Here is a 15,857-nt window from a genome sequence, read left to right on the forward strand (position 1 = left end):
TGCGTGACTTCACTCGGCTCCCTCCCGCTGCGAGACGACCTCCGCGGGCGCTCTCCCTACGGTGCACCCGTCATCGACGTGCCCGTCCGTCTCAACGTCAATGAGAACGCGTTCGACGTCCCCGCTGACGTCACAGCGGCCCTCCAGGAGCGGATCGCGGCGATCAGCGCGACGCTGAACCGCTATCCCGACCGGGAGTTCACAGAGCTGAGGACGCTGCTGGCCGGATACCTGAACAGTGTCCTCCACCGCGAAGGCGGCGCACCCGATGCGCAGGCCCTGGCGTCTCCCTCGATCGAGCCGGACATGATCTGGGCGGCCAATGGCTCGAATGAAGTCCTCTTCCACATCCTGCAGGCGTATGCGGGTCCCGGTCGTTCGGCTCTGGGCTTCGGGCCGAGCTATTCGATGCACCCCCTCATCGCGCAGTCCACCGGCGCAGAGTGGATCGAGGTCCCTCGCGGTGCGGACTTCTCGATCACGGTCGATCAGGCGGTCGAGGCAGTGCGCACTCACTCGCCCGACGTCGTCTTCGTGTGCACACCCAACAATCCGACGGGCAACAGCACTCCGCTCGATGTCATCGAGGCCGTCTACGACGCGACGGACGGGATCGTCATCGTCGACGAGGCGTATGCGGAGTTCGCCGGCCCGGACTTCCGGACGGCGCTGAATCTGCTGCCGGGGCGACCTCGCCTCATCGTGTCGCGCACGATGAGCAAGGCGTTCGCCTTCGCGGGAGCCCGTCTGGGCTACGCGGCGGCCGCTCCGGAGCTCGTGGACGGTCTGCGACTGGTCCGCATGCCGTACCACCTCTCGTCACTGACCCAGGCCGCAGCAGAGGCCGCGCTGGCGCATCCGGACTCCCTGCTCGCAGGGGTCGAGGAGCTGTCCCATCAGCGCGATCGCATGGTCTCGGGTCTGCGCGGATACGGGTTCGACGTGGTGGCCTCCGATGCGAACTTCGTCCTGTTCCGCGGCGTCGCGGATCCGACGCTGCTCTGGACACGACTCGTCGAGAAGGGGATCCTCGTCCGCGACGTCGGCATTGCGGGATCCCTTCGTGTGAATGCAGGGACCGACGGGGAGACGACCGCGTTCCTCGCAGCCCTTGATGAGATCCTCTCCACCCACCCCGACACTCTTGGAAGGAGCCCGCAGTGACGCAACGCACCGCGAGCGCGCAGCGGACGACGAGTGAATCCGACGTCTCCGTCTCGATCGACTTGGACGGCGTCGGCACCTCGACGATCGACACCGGTGTCCCGTTCTACGACCACATGCTCACGGCACTGTCGAAGCATTCGCTCATCGATATGGAGATCCGTGCGCAGGGAGACGTCCACATCGACGTGCACCACACGGTCGAGGACACTGCCATCACGCTCGGATGGGCGCTCAGGGACGCACTCGGCGACAAGGCCGGGATCCGCCGGTACGGCGATGCGCTCGTCCCGCTCGACGAAGCGCTCGCGCAGGCCGTCGTCGACGTGTCGGGACGCCCGTACTTCGTCCACGTGGGCGAATCCGACGCGCAGCGCTACCACCTCATCGGTGGGCACTTCACCGGTTCCATGACGGGACACGCGCTCGAATCCCTGGCCTTCCAGGCCGGTCTCACCGTGCACCTGCGACTGCTGGCCGGCGGCGACCCCCATCACATCGCAGAAGCCCAGTTCAAGGCGTTCGCGCGAGCCCTCCGCACTGCCGTCGAACCGGATCCTCGGGCGCAGGGCGTTCCGTCGACGAAGGGGGCGCTGTGAGTCGGACCGTGATCGTCACGCCGTTCGGCCGACCCGAGCAGTTGGCGGCCGCCTGCGTGCTGTCGGAGATCCCCGGCGACATCGTGCCGATCGGCGACTTCTCCGCGATCGTGCAGGGTGGGACCGATATCGAGGCGGGCAACCGCGCCGCAGCTGCGATCTCGAAGCTGTCGGGGAAGCACGAAGTGCTCCTCATGGTGCGCAGCGAGGAGCAGATCGACGCTGCCCACTACCGCAATGGGGAGCGGGAGGCGGACGTTCCGGCCGGGCTCGCCCTGTCGAACCTGCCGAGCGAGCTCGAGCGGGTCCTCCTCGAAGTGACGGACCCGCGTGACATCGACGGCTGGATCGACACGTCGTCCATGTCGAAGCTGGAGGCATCGCGCGCCACGATGACTCCCCAGCGGGCCGCCCTCGCCCGGACGGCGATGCTGTGGCTCGTCGCCGCCCTCCTTGCGCTCGTGGTCGTCGTCTTCGGCGTCGTGCAGGGAGTCGGGGGCTCCGTGATGGGGTGGGTCGTGGCCGTGTTCGGTGCGATCGTGCTGGTCGCGTCCCTGCTGCGGGTGCGGCGCGTGCTCAGGCCGGGGGCTCACCGGTGACCGCACCGCACGTGGCCGTCCTGGACTACGGGTCGGGCAACCTCCACTCCGTCGTCCGCGCGGTCGAACGCGCGGGCGGCCGCGTGAGCCTCACGGCGGATCACGCTGTGATCGCTGGAGCAGACGGACTCGTGGTCCCCGGAGTGGGCGCGTTCGCCTCGGTCATGGGCGGGCTGGACGCCGTCGGCGGCGGACCCCTCGTCCGGGACCGGCACGCGGCCGGACTCCCGACCCTGGGCATCTGCGTCGGGCTGCAGGTGCTCTTCTCAGCCGGCTCCGAGCATGGCGAGCGGACCCGCGGCATCGGACTCTGGGCGGGAGAGGTATCGCGCCTCGACGCACCGATCGTGCCGCATATGGGGTGGTCCCGCGTCAGGGCGCCGGAAGGTTCCCGCATGTTCGAGGGGATCCGGGACCAGCACTTCTACTTCGTCCATTCGTACGCGGCCCCGCGCGGGCCCGAGCAGGCGCTCACCACGGCCTCCGACCACGGCGCGCCGTTCGTCGCCGCAGTGGAGGACGGCGCGACGTGGGCGACGCAGTTCCACCCGGAGAAGTCCGGGGACGCGGGCCGCGCCCTGCTGGAGAACTGGCTGCGCACGCTGAAGACTCGATCACACACCCATTCGAACTCGGAGGAACAGCAATGACCCCGCTCGTGGAGACCCCCGCACTCACCCTGCTGCCAGCTGTCGATGTGTCGGACGGCCAAGCCGTGCGGCTCGTGCAGGGCGAGGCCGGTACGGAGACGGTGTACGGCTCCCCGCTCGAGGCCGCCGGCTCGTTCGAGGAGCAGGGCGCTGAGTGGATCCACCTCGTGGACCTCGACGCCGCGTTCGGCCGCGGGTCGAACTACGGCCTCCTCAGCAAGGTCACGAAGTCGCTGTCGATCAAGGTGGAGCTGTCCGGGGGGATCCGTGACACGGAGAGCCTCGAGCGCGCGCTGGACACCGGCGCGGAGCGGGTGAACATCGGCACCGCGGCGCTGGAGAACCCGGAATGGACCGCAGAGGTGATCGCGCACTACGGAGACAAGATCGCGATCGGTCTCGACGTGCGCGGACAGACTCTTGCCGCTCGCGGGTGGACGCAGGACGGCGGCGACCTCTACGAGGTCTTCGATCAGCTCGAGGCCGCCGGCTGCACCCGCTACGTCGTCACGGACGTGACGAAGGACGGGACCCTCAAGGGGCCGAACACAGAGCTGCTGGCTGACCTGGCAGCACGCACCGACCGTCCCATCGTGGCGTCCGGAGGGATCTCCACCCTGGACGACATCGCTGCCCTCCGCGCGCTGGTGCCCGAAGGCGTCGACGCCGCGATCGTGGGCAAGGCGCTGTACGCCGGGCGCTTCACACTCGCCGAGGCACTGGACGTCGCGGGGCGCTGACATGTCCGAGCCATCGGAGGACCGCGCGGCGGGTGAGCCGCAGATCCCAGCACACCTCAGGGGCGCGGTCGGCGGTCCCGCTGATTCGGCCGGTGTGCCCTGGGGCGGACGGGAGCTCCACTCGAACCCCTTCGCCGGTGATTCGGGTGAGGCTGACCCTGCGCTGCGCGACGCACTGGTGGCCGTCGCCGCAGAGCCGCTCGATCCGCAGCGCCACCGTGCGGTCGTCGAGGCACTCGTGGACGCGCGGCTGTATGCACCGGTGCTGCCCTCGGTGCTCACGCAGTCCGTCGACGAACGAGGCCTCCTCCACGACAACTCGTCTGAGATGTCGATGGTACGGCTGCGGTCCGGCGACGGACGCGAAGCGACGCCTGCCTTCACCGACATCCCGACCCTCACAGCCTGGCACGGTGACGCACGCCCCGTGCCGATCGAAGCGGAGAGGCTGGGGGCTGCCGCCGTCGAGGAGGGAGCCCAGCTCGTCGTCGTCGATCCGGGCACACCGCACACGTTCCTCCTGAGGCGACCCGCACTGTGGTCGTTCCTCCAGCAGACGCCCTGGCTGCCCGCGTGGGCCGACGCCGCCGTGGCATCCGCACTGCGCACTGTCGCGACGGACTTCGCATGGATCGGGGGAGTGGGCATGGGGCCCGCGACCCCTGCAGTGCATGCGGAGGGGCCGGAGGTCCGGGTCGAGGTCCGGGCCGACGGGGCACCCACCGAGGACGACAGGACGGCGTTCCGCCACGCACTGGCGGCGGACCCCACGGTGACGGACCGCATCGATTCCCTCACGCTCGGCTTCGTGCAGCGCTGACGGAGCAGTGCCCGCGAGGAGCGGAGTCATCCCCTGCGGGGCGGTGACCGGGGTCATACCGTGCGCATGAGGACCTGCTATGCGAAACGACCGGGGCCCGGAGCAGCTGCTCCGGGCCCCGGCCCTTTCCTCAGCGTCGACGCGCAGTGCGTGGCACCAGGCGCGGGAAGGGGACGCTGAGAGTCAGGGGGCGGCCTCTGCCGCGCAGTCACAGGACTGCGACTGCGATGTCTCGCGGACGGGGCCTGCGATGCCTAGCGTACGGGGCCGGTGTACTTCTCCCCGGGGCCCTTCCCCGGCTCATCGGGGACCGAGGAGGCCTCGCGGAATGCCAGCTGGAGTGAGCGGAGGCCGTCCCGCAGGGGACGTGCATGGTGGTCCCCGATCTCGGTCGCGCCGGCGGTGACGAGGCCTGCGAGTGCTGTGATGAGCTTGCGCGCCTCGTCGAGGTCGACGAGTTCCGCGGCCTTCTCGGAGTCCGTGTCCTCACTCAGGCCGAGCTTGACCGCCGAAGCGCTCATGAGGTGGACGGCAGCGGTGGAGATGACTTCCACTGCGGGCACTTCTGCGATGTCGCGCACCGCCTGGGCGGCGGCGTCCGCGTCGTGCGGATCTGAGGAGGATGAGGTGCGGGCATCGGCCGTGGTCTGGGCGCCGGCGGATGCGTCGAAGCTGAAGGAGTGCGACTGGGTCATGGGGCCAGTCTCCCACACGCCCGCGCGCGTCGATGTGCACTCCTGGGCGAAGTGGAGTATCGTAGTGGGAGTGCAAAGCGGGGCTTCGAGCTCCCACCTGGATCGCTTCCGGCGATCGGGTACTCCAGTACGGCTTCAGGGTCGTACTTTACAGTCACGCAGACTCTTGTCATGCGTCCCTGTGGTGTATCTTCAGGCCCCCTCTGCATCGGCAGTCGGGGCTTTTTTGCATTCCCCGGCCGTCGAGAGTCGTCTTCAGAGCCGAGAAGGAGCAGCACATCAGCGAGCCGCGTATCAACGACAAGATCAGAGTCCCGGAAGTCCGCCTCGTCGGACCGAACGGGGAGCAGGTGGGCATCGTAGCAATGCGGAAGGCCCTCGATCTCGCCCGTGAAGCGGACCTCGATCTCGTCGAGGTGGCGCCGCAGGCCAAGCCCCCTGTCGCCAAACTCATGGACTACGGCAAATTCAAGTACGAGTCCGCTCAGAAGGCACGTGAGGCACGGAAGAATCAGGCCAATACGGCTCTGAAGGAGATCCGCTTCCGACTCAAGATCGACGAACACGATTATGAGACCAAGAAGGGGCACGTCACGCGGTTCCTCGACGGTGGGGACAAGGTCAAGGTCATGATCATGTTCCGCGGTCGTGAGCAGTCGCGACCGGAGATGGGCGTCAGGCTCCTCAACCGGCTCGCGGAGGATGTGTCCGAACTCGGTTCGGTCGAGTCCGCGCCCCGCGTGGACGGGCGGAACATGGTCATGGTCATCGCTCCGGCGAAGTCCAAGTCCGATGCGAAGGCGGAATCGCGCAAGGCGACCGCCGGATCGAAGGGATCGCAGGCGGAGGTCAAGTCCCGTCGCGACCGCGAAGCACAGGCCAAGGCTGAGGCCCGCCCGGAGGACTCCTCCGCAGCGGAATCCTGACCCGCCGACGCCGATAACGAGATGTGAAGGAGAACGGCACCATGCCGAAGCAGAAGACCCACAGCGGCGCCAAGAAGCGTCTGCGCCTCACAGGCAGCGGCAAGGTCATGCGCGAGGGCGTCAACAAGCGCCACCTCGCGGAGCACAAGTCCTCGCGGCGCAAGCGCCGGATCTCGATGGACCAGGTGCTCACGAAGGGCGATCGGGCCAAGGGCCTGAAGCTCCTCGGCAAGCGCTGAGTCCCTGACAACGCAGACAGCACTGCGCATCCCGGGCAGACCCGTGGTCTGACGGATGCGCGCGACCACTGCCGCCGCAGTGGCGATATTCACAAGGAGTACACGTGGCACGTGTGAAGAGGGCGCTCAACGCCAAGAAGAAGCGCCGGGTCATTCTTGACCGGGCGAGCGGATACCGCGGACAGCGTTCGCGCCTGTACCGCAAGGCCAAGGAACAGGTCATCCACTCGCTGGTCTACAGCTACCGCGACCGTCGCGCCCGGAAGGGTGACTTCCGTCGCCTCTGGATCCAGCGCATCAACGCCGGTGCGCGCGCGAACGGGATGACCTACAACCGTTTCATCCAGGGTCTCAAGGCCGCAGGCGTCGAGGTCGACCGTCGCATGCTGGCTGAGCTCGCCGTCAACGACCAGGCGACGTTCGCCACGCTGGTCAAGGTCGCCAAGGACGGGCTCCCCTCGGACGTGAACGCGCCGAAGACTTCAGCGGCCTGAACCGCTTCCCTCACGCAGGGACGTCCCACGAACGGGGCCGAAGACCCACACGGGTCTTCGGCCCCGTTCGCGCTGTGTGCGAGAGCACGCGCGCAGAGTGCGGCCGCCCGCCGGGGCTGGGTAGTCTTCCGGTATGGACCTTCACCCACGCCTGACCGGCCCCGTCGTCACCCGTCCTGAAGCCCCCCGGATCAAGGAGGCGGCGAAGCTCGCGAAGCGCTCCTGGAGGACCAAGGCGGGCAGGTTCCTCGTGGAGGGACCGCAGGCGCTGCGGGAGGCGCTGATCCGGCACGGTGAGGTCCGGCCCGCTCCGGCGACGCTCCCGTCGCAGGATGACTCGTCCCGGCTGGTGCCTGCGGGTGCGATCCTGGACGTCTGGGCCACCGCCGAGGCTGCTGACCGCAATGAGGAGCTCCTCGACGCGGCCCGCACCGCGGGCGTCCGCATCCGTCAGGCGACTGCCGATGTCCTGGCGACGCTCACGGATACCGTCGCCTCGCAGGGGGTGGTCGCCGTCGTCGAACGCCTCGATGTCCCACTGACGGATGTCGTCACCCGTGAGGCGCGCCTGATCGTCGTGCTGTCCCAGGTGCGCGACCCGGGCAATGCGGGAACAGTGCTCCGGGTGGCCGATGCGGCGGGGGCCGACGCTGTCGTCGTCACCTCGTCCAGCGTGGACCTCTACAATCCGAAGACCGTGAGATCGACAGCCGGCTCCCTCTTCCACGTGCCCGTCGTGACGGGCGTCGGGCTGCCCGAGGTCGCGGAGCTCGCGCGGGCCCGCGGACTGCAGGTCCTCGCAGCGGACGCCCACCCGCCCGCACATGATCTCCATGCCCCCTGGGACACCGGGCTCGACATGTCACGGTCCACCGCGTGGGTGTTCGGCAATGAGGCGTGGGGGCTGCCGGCGGCGGACCGGGCGGGGTGTGACGGCGCCGTGGCCATCCCGCTCTACGGGCGGGCGGAGAGCCTCAACCTCGCGTCGGCCGCGAGCATCTGCATCTACGAGTCCGCCCGCACGATCCATCTCTGACGCACGTCCGTCCCCAGCAGCGGCTGAGGGCCTCTGTACATGTCCGGCCCCAGTCCTCCGCACCGACCCGCGGGGCTAGACTGTGCCACGGCGCTGCGAGCGCCCGCCCTGTCCGTCACGCACTCATGAGAGAAGGCCGATGTCCGAGCCCAGTGCCGTCGATCCGACCACCATCGACCCCCGCGACGAGCCCGCGGTGTCCGCGGCAGTCGACGCCGCGCTCCAGGCGTTCAGCGATGCCGGCGACCTCGAGCAGCTCAAGGCGGCGAAGATCGCGCACACGGGGGACAGGTCGCCGTTGGCCCTTGCGAATCGGGGGATCGGAACCCTCGACAAGGCGGACAAGGCCGTGGCGGGCAAGCTCGTCGGCCAGTCTCGCGGGCGGGTGTCCCGCGCGCTCGCAGACCGCCAGGCGGAGCTCGAGGCGAAACGCGAGGCGGAGGTGCTCGTCGCAGAGGCGATCGATGTGACCCTCCCGGCGGCCCGCACCTCTCAGGGTGCCCGTCACCCTCTCCAGCTGCTGCAGGAGCAGATCGCCGATCACTTCGTGGGGCACGGTTGGGAAGTGGCCGAAGGACCGGAGATCGAGGCCGAATGGCTGAACTTCGACTCGCTCAACTTCGGCCCCGACCACCCCGCGCGGCAGATGCAGGACACCTTCTTCGTCGATCCGCCCGACGCGGGTCTCGTGCTGCGCACACACACGTCACCGGTCCAGTCGCGCAGCCTGCTGGAGCGCGGAGTCCCCCTCTACGTGGTCTGCCCCGGCAAAGTCTTCCGCACCGATGAGCTGGACGCGACGCACACGCCCGTGTTCCACCAGGTCGAGGGCATCGCGATCGACAAGGGCCTCACGATGGCGCACCTGAAGGGCACCCTCGACGCATTCGCGCGCGCGATGTTCGGGCCCGATTCGCGGACCCGCCTGCGTCCGTCGTTCTTCCCGTTCACGGAGCCCAGCGCAGAGATGGACTTCTGGTTCCCGCAGAAGGTCGGCGGTCCGGGCTGGATCGAGTGGGGCGGCTGCGGGATGGTCCACCCGAACGTCCTGGCCGCGGCGGGCATCGATCCCGACGAGTACCAGGGCTTCGCCTTCGGGATGGGCATCGAACGCACACTCATGCTCAGGGAGGGCATCAACGATATGCACGACATGGTCGAGGGCGACCTCCGCTTCTCCGCACGATTCGGGGTGGATGCCTGATGCGCGTTCCACTCGAATGGCTGTCGGACCACATCGATCTCTCCGTGGTCGACGATCCTCATGCGCTCGCAGCGGAGCTCGCCGGGATCGGGCTCGAGGAAGAGGAGTACATCGGCCCGTCGGTGACCGGACCCCTGGTCGTCGGTCGTGTGCTGACCGCCGACCCGGAGGAGCACTCGAACGGTAAGACCGTCAACTGGTGCACGGTCGACGTCGGGAGGCCGGAGCCGCAGGGAATCGTCTGCGGTGCCCACAACTTCGGTCCCGGAGACCTCATCGTCGCGGCCCTGCCGGGCGCCGTGCTCCCGGGAGACTTCGCCATCGCGGCGCGCACGACGTACGGCCACGTGTCCGACGGCATGATCTGCTCGTCCCGGGAGCTGGGGCTGGGCGATGACCATGACGGCATCATGGTGCTCGCGGAGCTCGGGCTCGACGGCGCGCCCGGCGACGACGCGATCGCGCTCCTGGGCCTTGACCGGGTCACCCTCGACGTCAATGTGACACCCGACCGCGGCTATCAGCTGAGCATGCGCGGGATCGCGCGCGAGTACGCGATGCTCAAGGACCAGCCGTTCACAGACCCTGCGGACATTCCGACGGATCCGCCGACGGACGCGGGGTTCCCCGTCGTGCTCGCGGACTCCGCACCGATCCACGGCGAACCGGGGTGCAGCCGCTTCACGGCTCTCACCGTCACGGGCATCGACCCGACTGCGCGCACCCCGTTCTGGATGGCCCGCCGTCTGCTCGAAGCGGGGATGCGGCCGATCAGCCTCACGGTCGACATCACGAACTACGTGATGCTGGAGCTCGGCCAGCCCCTCCACGCGTACGACGCGCAGAAGCTCGCGCCGCCGCTCACAGTCCGCAGGGCGGCTGCGGGGGAGACTCTCGTGACGCTCGACGACGCGGAGCGGACACTCGACCCAGAAGACCTCCTCATCACCGACGCCGGGGGCGGCGCAGCGGGCAGCCGCATCATCGGACTCGCCGGCATCATGGGCTCGGCAGAGCTCGAAGTCACCGACGCCACGCGCGAAGTGGTCCTCGAAGCCGCCCATTTCGACCCCGTCTCGATTGCGCGGACCGCCCGGCGCCACAAGGTGCCGAGCGAAGCGGCGAAACGGTTCGAACGCGGCGTCGACCCCGCTCTCGGCCCCGCCGCAGCGCGCCGCGCCGCTGACCTCCTGGTCGAACTGGCGGGTGGCGTCCTCAGCGCGGACGCCACGCAGGCGGGACGCGCTCCGGAGCCCCGGGTCATCGAGCTGGCGGCGGACCTGCCCTCTGCGCGAGTGGGAGTCGACTACACGGTCGACGAGGTCGTAGAGCTGCTCGCCGCGATCGGTGCCGTGGCGGAGCGTTCGACGGCCGCGGCCGGTGAGGCGCCCGTTCTGCGCGTCACGGTACCGACGTGGCGCTCGGACCTCACACGTGCCGTCGACCTCGTCGAAGAGGTGGCCCGGGCCGGGGGATACGAGAGGATCCCCTCCGTCGAGCCCCAGGCCCCCGGCGGTGCCGGACTCACGACGTCCCAGCGTGCGCGCCGCCGCGTCTCGAACATGCTCGCGGCGAGCGGACTCACCGAGGTCCTCACCTACCCGTTCACATCGCAGGCACGTGCCGACGAGCTGCTGTATCCCGAGGACGACGAACGGCGGACGCTGGTGAAGCTCGCCAATCCGCTCGGCGAGGATCGCCCGCTGATGCGGTCGACGCTCCTCTCCACCCTCGTCGACGCAGTGGTGCGCAACACCGGTCGCGGCTTCAAGGACGTGGCGGTGTTCGAAGCCGGCCTCGTGACGCACGGGGGCCGTCCCACGGATGAGCCTGGTCCGCGATTCGCCCCCGGCTACCACCCCACCGCTCTCGAACTGAACCGGGTCCGCGGCTCCGTGCCCGCACAGCCGCACCACATCGCGGGCGTCATCGCCGGCCACGCCGTGCTGCCCGGTGTGCTCGGCGGGGGACGGCGCGCAGACGCCCACGACGCGATCGACCTGGTCCACCGGATCGCAGCTGTGAACGGCCAGACCGTCCGGGCGGAGGCCGACGCGCGGGCTCCGTGGCATCCGGGCCGGTGCGCGCGGTTCACCCTGGCCGACGGATCGGTCTTCGGCTGGGCCGGCGAACTGCACCCGAAGGTCTGCGAGAACCTCGGTCTGCCGGTGCGGACCGCGGCCTTCGAGATCGACCTCGATGCGCTGCTCGCCCAGCCCGACGAACGGGACTGGACGGGCGCACTGTCGACATACCCCGTGTCCCGTCAGGACGTCGCGCTCGTCGTGGACGAGGCACTGCCGGCAGCTGAGCTCATGGACACCCTGCGCTCGGCCGCCGGTGAGGAGCTCGAGTCGCTCGAAGTCTTCGACGTGTACACCGGCGACCAGGTGCCCGCTGGTGCCAAGTCACTGGCGCTGCGCATGACGTTCCGTGCGACGGACCGCACTCTGACGGCGGACGAGGCCTCCCGACTGCGCGAGGCGGCGACGACGGCGGCGGCGACGAAGCACAGCGCGGAGGTCCGCTCGTGACCGCACCGACCGAGCACGCTCCGGCGGTCGATCCCACCTCGAGCCTCGTCGTCGTGACCGGCGCGTCGCGCGGGATCGGACGAGCGCTCGCGGAGGGGTTCGCCGCCGCGGGGCACCCGGTCCTCGTCACCGCGCGCTCCGCAGACTCCGCACGGGCCGCGGCAGTGGGGATCGTCGACAGATCCTGCGTGCACGTCGACGGCGCAGAGGTGACCCCGCGCGTGCGGGGCATCGCGCTCGACGTCACAGCGCCCGACTCGGTGGCCGCCTTCACCGACGAGGTCTCCCGCGTCGCCGCTGAATGGGACGCGCCCCTGCGCACGCTGGTGAACAACGCCGGCACCGTGGAGGCGAGCGAAGGTCCGATCTGGGAGGTCGATGCAGAGGACATGGCATCGGTCATCGAGACGAACCTCATCGGGGTCTTCCGCGTGGTCCGTGCGCTCGTGCCCACGCTCCTGGAGAGCGCCGCGCAGTCGGGCGAGCCCGTGCGGATCATCGACCTGAACTCCGGTTCGGGCGCTTCCGGCACGACGGCGCACGCCGCGTACTCGGCGTCCAAGGCCGGACTGTTCCGGCTGGCCCAGTCGCTCGTCGACCACGGCCACGACCGGGGCCTGCGCGTCTTCGAGATGGCGCCCGGGGTCGTCGCATCCGACATGACGAGGTCGATGCCGATGCACGACCACCGGACGGGGGACGACTGGACCGCGCCGCAGGCCGTCGTGGATCTCGCCCTTGCCCTGGCCTCAGGACGTCTCGACGCGTGGACCGGACGGTACGTCCGTGCGGGCGTCGACACACCCGAGTCCCTCGAAGGCGCTGCGGGCACGCTGACGCCGGGGGACCTCGGCGACGGCCTCCGCACGCTGTCCGTGCGCATGCAGTAGCGTTGCCGCCGGTGGCCCGGACGCGGGCACCGGGCAGGGAGTGGACCGACCCCGGGGAAGGGGGCACCGTGGACGTCCTGTGGACGATCGTGCTCGGCCTCGTCAATGCCGTCATCGTCGGCGTGTTCGTGCGTCGACTCATCAACGTGGGCACGGGGGCGCTGCGCAACACGCTGGTCTCTCTCGTCATGGGCCTGTCGATCTGGCCCGTGTCGCTCCAGGCGTTCGAGATGCTCGAGATCGTGCAGCGCGGCGACGTCCCGTTCCTGGGGATGAGCTTCCCCGCCGTCATGGTGTTCCTGCTCATCTTCGCCTGGTTCGTCGCGATCCAGCTGTTCGTCATGCTGGCGATCGAACTGGTCCTGCCGTCCGGATCGTTCTCGCAGGCGGCGCGCACCGTGTCGCGACTGCCCACCTGGTATCGCCGCCTGCGGAGGATCGGAGAGATCCAGAACCTCCTCATCCGCTTCGGCCTGCGCCGCTACCTGCGTCCCCGCATCCCCAGCCTGCGAGTGTCGATGACGGAGATCGCGCAGGCGGCCGCCCAGGCGCTCGCGGCGGCCGGCGTCACCTTCGTCAAGCTGGGCCAGTTCGTCGCGACGCGGGCGGACATGATCCCCGCTGAGTTCGTCGAGGAGTTCTCGCGACTGCAGTCAGAGGTGCCGGCGGTCCCGTTCGCGGAGATCCGGCCGGAGATCGAACGCCAGTGGGGACGTCCGATCGAGGACGTCTGCCGCGAGTTCGACGAGAAGCCGCTCGCCGCGGCCTCTGTGGCCCAGGTGCACCGGGCGGTGCTGCATTCGGGCGAGGAGGTCGTCGTCAAGGTGCAGCGGCCCAATCTGCGCCGGCAGGTGCGTGCAGACTCCGACATCATCATGTCGTTGGCGGAGCGGTTCGAGAAGACGGCGTCCTGGGCGCAGACGATCGGCCTCACCGACATCGCCCGCGGCTTCCTCGACTCGCTGGCGGAGGAGCTCGACTACCGCGGAGAGATCCGGCAGACGCTCGCCATGCGGGAGGACCTGGGCGCACAGCCGGGTTCGCTGGTGCGCATCCCGGAGGTGTTCGTCGAACTGTCGGGGCGGCAGATCATCGTGATGGAGCGGATGCCGGGCCGCCCCCTCACCCGGGGCGAGGACGTCCTCGGCGGCCTGTCGATGATCGCCCGTCGCGAGGCGGCGGAGCAGCTGTTCGTCGTCGTCGCGCGGCAGATGCTCGAGTCCGGGGTCTTCCACGCGGACCTCCACGCCGGCAACATCATGGTGTCGGACGCAGCGCGCGTGGGCCTCATCGACTTCGGCGCGGTGGGTCGCCTGGACTCGCGGGACCGTCGCGACGTCCTCCAGCTGCTGCTGGCCTTCGAGCGCCAGAACTCACTGGCGGCCACGAACGCGGTCATCGACCTCTTCGGCATGCCGCCTGGGCTCGACCTGCGCCAGGTGCAGCGGGAGATCGGGCAGATCATGCTGCGCTACGACGGGGGAGTGGCATCGGCCGCGGCCGGCACGACGGACGGATTCGGCGGTGCGGCATCGGGGTTCTTCCGCGAACTGCTGTCGTTCATCCTGTCCCACGGGTTCACGATGCCGTCCGCGGTCGCCCAGGCGTTCCGCGCGATCACGACGCTGGAGGACAGCCTGCGCCGGCTCGATCCGGAGGCTGACCTCCTGGGGCTCGTCCGCGAGCACGGCAGGGATCTCCTCGCCGGTACCCGCGACGTGCGCGGGAGTGCGCAGGATGCCGTGCTCTACGCGGGGGCGACGGCGCCGGTCCTCGCGAACTTCCCCGTCGAACTGTCCCGCGTGGTGAAGCACCTGCAGGACGGAACGCTCGACATCGGCACGAGCGGGCTCAACATCGGCCTCATCAGGAACCTCGTGCGCACGGTCGTGGACCAGTTGGTCCAAGTGGTCCTGGCGACTGCACTGGTGCTCGCGGGCGTCATCATGATGGCGTTCGACTTCGGACCACCCCTGGCGACCGGATTCACGATCTTCACGTACTTCGGAGCGTGGCTGCTGCTGGGCGGCATGGTGCTCGCCGCCATCGTGCTGGCTCCGGCACTGCGCGACAGACGCGCCGAGCTCTGACCGAGGCGGAACGCCGCGCCGGACGGGGCTCCTCCGCACAGGTTGCTGTCGAAATCGCAACCATTTTCAGTTGCGGTGTGTGCTGAAGGTGGCCAGGTCCGTGCGCTGTCGCACGCAACGGCCGGGCGCGTGTCCGCACGCGCCCGGCCGTCGTCCCGCTCCCTCGTTCGTCAGGTGGTGAGGACGACCTTCCCCGTGGTCCGGCGGCCCTCGAGCGCGCGATGGGCTTCGTCTGCGTCGGCGAGAGCGAAGGTCTCGCCCACGCGGAAGTCGAGCCAGCCGTCGGACAGACCGGCGAACAGCATCTCCGATCGCTCCGCGAGCTCTTCCGGAGTGCGGACGAACCAGGTGAGCGAGGGGCGGGACAGGAAGACTCCGCCCCCGCCGTTGAGCCGCTGGATGTCGAACGGGGGCACCTGGCCGGAGGCCCCGCCGAACAGCACGAGCGAGCCCCGCACCGCAGTCGCCCTGAGCGACGCGTCGAACGTGTCTCTGCCGACGCCGTCGTAGGCCCCGTCCACGCCGCGGCCGTCCGTGAGGTCGAGCACCGTCTGGGCGACGTCGACGCCCTCGCCGTAGAGGAACACGTCGTCCGCTCCCGCGGCACGGGCGAGCTCGGCCTTCTCCTCCGTCGACACCGTGCCGATGACACGGCCCCCGAGGTGCTTGATCAGCTGGATCAGGAGGAGACCCACACCGCCGGCCGCGGCGTGGACGAGGGCGGTCTGCCCGGCCTCGATCCGGTGGGAGCCGGTCACCAGGTACTGCGCGGTGAGCCCTTGCAGCGGAATCGCCGCCGCGACGTCGAAGTCGATCCCGTCCGGCACGCGCATCGCCATATCGGCTCGCAGGGTCGCACGGGTGGCGTATGAGCCGGGCCCGTCGTGCCAGGCGACGCGATCGCCCGCGCTCCAGGCGGTGACGCCTTCGCCGACCTCGGCGACGATGCCCGATCCCTCGACGCCCACGGTGTGGGGGTAGTCCATGGGGTAGACGCCGGAGCGCCGGTACGTGTCGATGAAGTTGATCCCGGCGGCCTTCACGTCGACGAGGATCTCCCCTGGACCGGGGGCCGCGACCTCGATCTCGCCGAACTCCAGGACCTCTGGTCCACCTGCCTGCATCGCCCTCACTCCGTGTGCTGCGACCATCGTCGTCCCCCTCCTGCGCGTCGTCC

Annotated in this window: 16 protein-coding genes; 14 read left to right on the forward strand and 2 right to left on the reverse strand. The window is 69.5% G+C overall.

Annotation, left to right across the window (positions count from 1 at the left end):
• Positions 1-3 precede the first annotated feature (3 nt).
• Genes BJEO58_RS04675 through BJEO58_RS04700 form a run of 6 tightly spaced genes read left to right on the forward strand, consistent with a single transcriptional unit; the run spans position 4 to position 4,572 of the window.
• A complete protein-coding gene (locus tag BJEO58_RS04675; RefSeq protein ID WP_101588144.1) occupies positions 4-1,164 on the forward strand; it encodes a histidinol-phosphate transaminase in 1,161 nt (386 codons plus the stop codon).
• Positions 1,161-1,763, forward strand: a complete 603-nt coding sequence (hisB, locus tag BJEO58_RS04680) for an imidazoleglycerol-phosphate dehydratase HisB (protein ID WP_101588145.1) — start codon at positions 1,161-1,163, stop codon at positions 1,761-1,763. Before BJEO58_RS04675 ends, hisB begins: the two co-directional genes overlap by 4 nt.
• Entirely contained in the window at positions 1,760-2,362 is a 603-nt protein-coding gene (locus tag BJEO58_RS04685; RefSeq protein ID WP_101588147.1) for a hypothetical protein, read from the forward strand. The genes hisB and BJEO58_RS04685 overlap by 4 nt, the downstream gene beginning before the upstream one ends.
• A complete protein-coding gene (gene hisH, locus BJEO58_RS04690; protein ID WP_101588148.1) occupies positions 2,359-3,012 on the forward strand; it encodes an imidazole glycerol phosphate synthase subunit HisH in 654 nt (217 codons plus the stop codon). Before BJEO58_RS04685 ends, hisH begins: the two co-directional genes overlap by 4 nt.
• The gene (gene priA, locus BJEO58_RS04695) at positions 3,009-3,752 is read left to right on the forward strand and encodes a bifunctional 1-(5-phosphoribosyl)-5-((5-phosphoribosylamino)methylideneamino)imidazole-4-carboxamide isomerase/phosphoribosylanthranilate isomerase PriA (RefSeq protein ID WP_101588150.1); all 744 of its coding nucleotides are present in this window, start codon (positions 3,009-3,011) and stop codon (positions 3,750-3,752) included. Before hisH ends, priA begins: the two co-directional genes overlap by 4 nt.
• A 1-nt stretch (position 3,753) precedes the next feature.
• Complete coding sequence (locus BJEO58_RS04700; protein WP_101588152.1) at positions 3,754-4,572, forward strand: SseB family protein; 819 nt, start codon at positions 3,754-3,756, stop codon at positions 4,570-4,572.
• 254 nt (positions 4,573-4,826) lie between these two features.
• Here BJEO58_RS04700 and BJEO58_RS04705 read toward each other — a convergent pair whose 3' ends face one another.
• On the reverse strand, positions 4,827-5,267 hold the full coding sequence (locus tag BJEO58_RS04705) for a DUF1844 domain-containing protein (protein ID WP_101588153.1): 441 nt from the start codon (positions 5,265-5,267) through the stop codon (positions 4,827-4,829).
• Between the two features lie 305 nt (positions 5,268-5,572).
• Here BJEO58_RS04705 and infC point away from each other — a divergent pair, with 305 nt between their 5' ends.
• From infC to BJEO58_RS04745, 8 genes are all read left to right on the forward strand, one after another.
• Positions 5,573-6,193: a translation initiation factor IF-3 gene (infC, locus tag BJEO58_RS04710; RefSeq protein ID WP_246076087.1), complete on the forward strand. Its 621-nt coding sequence runs from the start codon at positions 5,573-5,575 to the stop codon at positions 6,191-6,193.
• Positions 6,194-6,234: 41 nt separating this feature from the next.
• A complete protein-coding gene (gene rpmI / locus BJEO58_RS04715; RefSeq protein WP_087008466.1) occupies positions 6,235-6,432 on the forward strand; it encodes a 50S ribosomal protein L35 in 198 nt (65 codons plus the stop codon).
• 104 nt (positions 6,433-6,536) lie between these two features.
• Positions 6,537-6,926 (forward strand): 50S ribosomal protein L20, encoded by a 390-nt coding sequence (gene rplT / locus BJEO58_RS04720; RefSeq protein ID WP_101588156.1) that lies wholly within the window; start codon positions 6,537-6,539, stop codon positions 6,924-6,926.
• A gap of 133 nt (positions 6,927-7,059) precedes the next feature.
• Entirely contained in the window at positions 7,060-7,962 is a 903-nt protein-coding gene (locus tag BJEO58_RS04725) for a TrmH family RNA methyltransferase (protein WP_101588158.1), read from the forward strand.
• 139 nt (positions 7,963-8,101) lie between these two features.
• Complete coding sequence (gene pheS, locus BJEO58_RS04730) at positions 8,102-9,166, forward strand: phenylalanine--tRNA ligase subunit alpha (protein WP_101588159.1); 1,065 nt, start codon at positions 8,102-8,104, stop codon at positions 9,164-9,166.
• Complete coding sequence (pheT, locus tag BJEO58_RS04735; RefSeq protein ID WP_101588161.1) at positions 9,166-11,700, forward strand: phenylalanine--tRNA ligase subunit beta; 2,535 nt, start codon at positions 9,166-9,168, stop codon at positions 11,698-11,700. Before pheS ends, pheT begins: the two co-directional genes overlap by 1 nt.
• On the forward strand, positions 11,697-12,590 hold the full coding sequence (locus tag BJEO58_RS04740; protein ID WP_101588162.1) for an SDR family oxidoreductase: 894 nt from the start codon (positions 11,697-11,699) through the stop codon (positions 12,588-12,590). The genes pheT and BJEO58_RS04740 overlap by 4 nt, the downstream gene beginning before the upstream one ends.
• A 68-nt stretch (positions 12,591-12,658) precedes the next feature.
• A complete protein-coding gene (locus tag BJEO58_RS04745) occupies positions 12,659-14,680 on the forward strand; it encodes an ABC1 kinase family protein (protein WP_101588164.1) in 2,022 nt (673 codons plus the stop codon).
• A 170-nt stretch (positions 14,681-14,850) separates the two neighbouring features.
• On the opposite strand, the gene BJEO58_RS04750 is transcribed toward BJEO58_RS04745, so the two are convergent.
• Positions 14,851-15,831 carry a quinone oxidoreductase family protein gene (locus BJEO58_RS04750; RefSeq protein WP_101588166.1) on the reverse strand — a complete coding sequence of 327 codons (981 nt, stop codon included), beginning with the start codon at positions 15,829-15,831 and terminating at the stop codon, positions 14,851-14,853.
• Positions 15,832-15,857: the final 26 nt, after the last annotated feature.

It is taken from the genome of Brevibacterium jeotgali (genome assembly GCF_900169175.1).
Taxonomy (GTDB): domain Bacteria; phylum Actinomycetota; class Actinomycetes; order Actinomycetales; family Brevibacteriaceae; genus Brevibacterium; species Brevibacterium jeotgali.